Genomic DNA, 4,598 nt, shown 5'->3' on the forward strand with positions numbered 1-4,598 from the left:
CCATCTGGCGGGGCTGGACATCTGCCGCGAGCTTGGGCGGCTGGATATGCCCGGGCGTGATCTCCATGCTGCCCCACATCTGCGCATGATCAGGCGCTGCCGGGCGCTGCAGCCTTTTCTTGACGAATACTTCGCCCCCACTCCCGCCATGCTGCAACCCGCGGACGAAGCCATCGTATGCCGATGCGAAGGACTTACCGCCCAAACCCTGCGCCAGGTGATCAACCAGGGCTGCTGTTCGCCGGATGGGCTTAAAGCTCAGGCCCGGCCCGGCATGGGCGCATGCCAGGGGCGCATGTGCGGTCAGGCTGTGGCTGAAATGATCGCCCATACTCAAGGGCTTCCCCTTGACGCCTTGCCGCAGTACACGGCTCAGCCCCCGCTTTTTCCCCTGAGCCTGGCACAACTGGCCGACATGCCCATGCCGCCGGATCCCAGTTGAATGCGTTTTCAATAGCAGGCGCTGCATGAGGCAGAAGCAGGGCAGCATCCCGCAGACATGCTTGAAAAAACAGTAGAGAACAGCACTTCTGACGAATAACCATGCGTAAAAATGAATGAAAACTGCCGTCCGCATCCCGCTGCGGAGCTGGCCCCGATACACAACACTTCTTCAACAGGAGGAACCAACGTGTCGCGATTCCTAACTTGCCAGGAATACGAAAATCTGGCCTCTCAACTGAAATACCCCAATCTCGCCTTTATTGACGGAAAATTTGTGCCTGCGGCTTCGGGTAAAACCTTTGTCACCAGCAACCCGGCCACGGGTAAAGCGCTGGCAAACGTTGCAAGTTGCGGCCAAGAGGACGTGGACAGGGCCGTGGCCTCAGCCAGAAAAACCTTTGAGTCCGGCGTGTGGTCAAAAATGCACCCCACCGAACGCAAGAAAATATTCCTCCGGCTCTGCAGCCTGATGGAAAAACACATGGTGGAACTGGCTGTACTGGAAAGTCTGGACAGCGGCAAACCCATTCGTGAAAACCTGTGCACCGACCTGCCCGAAACCATCGAATGCCTCGAATGGCATGCGGAATACACGGACAAGCAGTACGGCAGCATCTCGCCTTCCGGCGACTTCAAGCGCGGGCTCATCGTGCGCGAACCTGCGGGTGTGGTGGCCTGCGTGCTGCCCTGGAACTTTCCGCTGCAAATGGTCGGCTGGAAGCTCGGCCCGGCCCTTTCAGAGGGCAACAGCGTCATCATCAAACCCGCCAGCGTAACCGCCCTTTCCACCCTGCGTCTTGCGGAACTGGCTGCCGAAGCGGGCATTCCCGAAGGCGTGCTTCAGGTGCTGCCCGGCCCTGGCGGCCTTGTGGGTGAAGCCTTGGGACGCCATATGGATGTGGACGTGCTCTCTTTCACCGGCTCAACCGACGTGGGCCGCCGCTTTTTGCAATACTCCGCCGAAAGCAACCTCAAGCGCGTGGTGCTGGAACTGGGCGGCAAAAGCCCCTTTGTGCTGCTTGAAGACGTTACCGACCTCTCGCACGCCGCGGAACACGCCTGCTCGGCCGCATTCTGGAACATGGGCGAAAACTGCACGGCCAACTCCCGCATCATTGTGCCGGAAAGCAAAAAAGACGCATTTCTTGAAGCTTTTCTGGCCGCACTGAGCCATTGGAAAATGGGCAACCCGCTTGATCCTGCCAATGCCCTCGGCTCCCTTGTCAGCGAGCATCACTTCAAGAGCGTTATGGGCTACATCGAAAAGGGCAAGGCCGAAGGCGGGCGCATCGTCACGGGCGGCAAGGCGGCTGACATCGGCAGCGGCCTTTTCATAGAGCCTACCATTTTCGACAACGTGAGCCGCGACGCCACCATTGTACGCGAGGAAATCTTCGGCCCGGTCACGGCCATTCTTACGGCCTCTTCTGACGAAGACGCCCTGGCCCTGGCGAACGACACCTGTTACGGCCTGCACGCTTCCATTTTTACCGAATCCCTGACCAAGGCCCATACTTTTGCGAGCGCTCTCAAGGCCGGCACTGTTTCCGTCAACTGCTTCAGCGAAGGCGATAACAGCACGCCTTTCGGCGGGTACAAGCTTTCCGGATTCGGCGGCAAGGACAAGGGACGCGAGTCGCACGACCAGTATACCGAACAGAAGACCATTTTCATCAACCTGGACAGGTAGCCGCACATCTGCGGGCAGCCTCGGTTTTCGCCGGGGCTGCCCGGCTTTCAGCGGCGAGGATGACGCCATGAATCTATCCCACATGATCCAGACCATTGACACCCACACGGCCGGAAACCCCACGCGCAACGTGATTGCCGGATGCCCCGCCATTGCGGGAAGCAGCATGCAGGAAAAAATGGCTTACGCAAGTAAGCACCTCGGCCAGTTCATCAGCGCCCTCATGCTTGAACCGCGCGGACACAGCAATATGTCGGGTACAATATGGGTTCCCCCCTGCGATCCCGAAGCCCATATGGGCATACTTTTCATTGATGCCGGGGGCCTCATGCCCATGTGCGGACACAGCACCATCGGCTGCGTCACAGCCATGCTCGAAACCGGCGCCGTTACCCCTGAGGGCGATGTGTGCAATGTCAACATAGACACGCCCGCCGGCCTTGTTCGCACCAGGGCCGAAATCAGGAACGGCAAGGTACAGCGCGTAACCTTTCGCAATGTTCCGTCCTTTCTCTTCTGCTCAGGCACGGTTGAAGTTCCCGGCGTAGGCCAGGTTCCCTACGACGTGGCCTACGGCGGCAATACATATGCCATTACCGATGCGAAATATTTTCCCGGTCTTGATCTGCGCTCCGGCCACCGCGCGGCCATTGAAAAGGCAGCTCAGGCTTTTGGCGGCGCAGTGCGTAAAGCCGTGGACTTCAAGCATCCCGAAAAGCCGTTCATCAATGTCATCACGCACGTGATGTTCTACACCAGACCGGATGATCCCAAAGCCACCTATCGTAATACCGTGGTATTCCTGCCCGACTCCCTTGACCGTTCCCCCTGCGGCACGGGGACATCCGCCCGTGTGGCCTCTCTTTTTGCCAAAGGTGATCTGGCGCTGAATCAGGAATTTATACACGAAAGCGTCATCGGCACGCAGTTCACGGCCAGAATCATCGAGCCTGTCACCGTCGGCCCGTGCAAGGGCGGAGTGCCTGAAGTAAGCGGCACGGCCTACCTCACCGGATTTCACCAATTTGTCATTGACCCGGAGGACGCCCTCAAGCACGGATTCCGACTGGACTAGGCATTCCCCACAGTAAAACACCGTGCGTTTTACATGCCGCAGTGTTGAACTTTGCTGGTTTTGTTGAAAACACGCAGTTTCACAGCATGTTGCACAGGTGTGCAGCGCTGGAGCATGAAGCCTTTTCAAAGGCGGATATGCCCCGGCTTCTGACCCTCTAACCCTCCCAAAGTGGGACAACAAAATCAGGTGGATTCAAGTCGTAACACAGACCGGCAGTAGGCGCTTTTGCAGGGCTTGTCGATTATCGGTCACGTCATTCACCCACCATAACCGGAGGCAACCAAATGTGCGCGTATGACAAATTTCTAAAAATAGCTATGCAGGCTGCGGATATTTCACGCCAGATACTGACTGAACATCGGCAAAAGTACCTACGTGGCAATTACGACTTCAAAACAAAAACAGATGCCAGCCCTGTGACGGAAACTGACGAGCGTGTGGAGCGAGAAATACGTTCGCTTATTTCCGAAGCGTTTCCAGATCATGGCATGCTTGGCGAAGAATATGGGGCAAATGCCGCCACAGCCGAATACGTTTGGGTGATTGACCCCATTGACGGCACGCGGCAGTTCATTGTGGGCTATCCGTTTTACGGAACGCTCATTGCCTTGTGCCGCAACGGTACACCCGTGCTTGGTGTGGTTGAAATGCCCGTCATGGCCGAACGTTGGGTGGGCGTAAAGGGTCAACAATCCACAGTCAACGGCCTGCCCATACAAACCCGCCCCCATACTGATATTGCCACCGCCCTCGCAGCTTCAAGCAATACAGAATTTGTCTTTGACTCGGACCGGGCAGCCTACAATCGCCTTATTGCCGCCACCAAATGGCGCGTCTACGGCGGCGCATGCTACGGCTACATGAGCCTTGCTGCGGGAAAAATAGACGTTTGTTTTGACAGCGGCATCATGCGCGAAGTGGATTACTGCGCCCTTGTGCCCATCATTGAAGGGGCAGGAGGCATTATATCCGACTGGAATGGAAATCCGCTGACCATGCACTCTGGCATGCAGGTTCTGGCTTGCGGAGACAAAAAACTGCATGAGCAGGTTTTGCGTGAAATTGAGGCACACAGTTAGCCATACAGTCACATGTTTCTTTTGTTTTGCAACAAGGATTTGCCATGTTAAATTTCTTTAAGGCTTCCCCTGTTCGTCCTGTCACCAAGAATACAGAAGAAATTGATAAAGACTATAACTATTGGCGTATACATATGATGGTGTCCATCTGGTTTGGGTATGCCATTTTTTACTTTACGCGCCAATGTTGTCCGGTTAAGCACCCATAGCTAACAGGCTATAACTATAGGTGTTTATAGTTTTTCGTCTTCGCGGATTCAGAAGTTCTTCCAGAGAATCCTTGCCGAACAGATTCAAGCAAATGAGC

The 4,598-nt window shown here is 55.9% G+C and carries 4 protein-coding genes; all 4 read left to right on the plus strand.

What is annotated here, in order from left to right; translation table 11 throughout:
- On the plus strand, nt 1-442 hold a 442-nt coding region (locus V6C07_RS00070), incomplete at its 5' end, for a (2Fe-2S)-binding protein (RefSeq protein WP_333534294.1).
- A 189-nt stretch (nt 443-631) separates the two neighbouring features.
- Nucleotides 632-2,134, plus strand: coding sequence for an aldehyde dehydrogenase (locus V6C07_RS00075; RefSeq protein ID WP_333534295.1), 1,503 nt, complete (start codon nt 632-634; stop codon nt 2,132-2,134).
- 67 nt (nt 2,135-2,201) lie between these two features.
- On the plus strand, nt 2,202-3,209 hold the full coding sequence (locus tag V6C07_RS00080; RefSeq protein ID WP_333534296.1) for a proline racemase family protein: 1,008 nt from the start codon (nt 2,202-2,204) through the stop codon (nt 3,207-3,209).
- A gap of 287 nt (nt 3,210-3,496) precedes the next feature.
- Nucleotides 3,497-4,291: an inositol monophosphatase family protein gene (locus V6C07_RS00085; protein ID WP_333534297.1), complete on the plus strand. Its 795-nt coding sequence runs from the start codon at nt 3,497-3,499 to the stop codon at nt 4,289-4,291.
- Nucleotides 4,292-4,598 lie beyond the last annotated feature (307 nt).

It is taken from the genome of Desulfovibrio sp. 1214_IL3152, from assembly GCF_036763055.1.
GTDB lineage: Bacteria > Desulfobacterota > Desulfovibrionia > Desulfovibrionales > Desulfovibrionaceae > Desulfovibrio.